Raw genomic sequence first — 855 nt, 5'->3', positions numbered from 1 at the left:
AGCACCCGTTGCAGCGTGTCCACGAAATCAAGTAGGTTCTCAGGGTGTGAGTTGCCGATGTTGTACACGCGATGTGCGGCACGCGGCAGCCCGTCAGCTCCTGCCTTTACCGCAGGCGGGGCATCCATCACGCGCACCACACCTTCCACGATGTCATCGACGTAGGTAAAGTCGCGCTTGCAGTCACCCATGTTGAAGATCTTTATCTTCTCGCCACACACAAGCTTGTTGGTAAACCCAAAGTAGGCCATATCGGGCCGACCCATAGGGCCATACACCGTGAAGAAGCGAAGTCCTGTGGCTGGAATTGAATAGAGCTTGGAGTAGGCATGAGCCATAAGTTCGTTTGACTTCTTGGTGGCCGCATAAAGCGACACTGGTTCATCCACTCGGTCATGCTCGGAAAAGGGCACTTTCTCGTTTCCGCCATAGACCGAGCTGGAGCTCGCGTACACCAAATGCTTCACCGGGTGGTGTCTACACGCTTCAAGAATGTTGAAGAACCCGACCAGGTTGGAATCCACATAGGCACGCGGATTCTCGATGGAATAGCGCACGCCTGCCTGAGCAGCAAGGTTCACTACCACATCAAAGCTGCCTTCCGCAAAGAGTGCTTCGACTGCGGCATCATCGGAAACATCCCCCCGCACAAAGGAGAAGCTTCCTACCGAAAACCCGTCCACACACGCATCGTCTGCACTGCCACCTGCCGCAAGGGCAAGCATCCGCAGCCTGTCGAGCTTGATACCAGGATCGTAATAGGAGTTCACGTTATCAAACCCCACGACCTTACACCTGCCCTCTTTAAGCAGACGTTTACACAAAAACGCACCAATAAACCCGGCTGCACCGGTT

Annotated in this window: 1 protein-coding gene; it reads right to left on the bottom strand. The window is 54.5% G+C overall.

Going from position 1 to position 855, the window contains the following annotated elements; translation table 11 throughout:
* A partial coding sequence (locus G7Y43_RS10565) for an NAD-dependent epimerase/dehydratase family protein (RefSeq protein WP_165046370.1) occupies positions 1 to 855 on the bottom strand: 855 nt, incomplete at both ends.

Source organism: Adlercreutzia sp. ZJ138, assembly GCF_011038935.1.
In the GTDB taxonomy this organism is placed as follows: Bacteria; Actinomycetota; Coriobacteriia; order Coriobacteriales; family Eggerthellaceae; genus ZJ141.
Note: the sequence above shows the minus strand (reverse complement) of the source record. Positions and strands in the feature narration are given on the sequence as shown.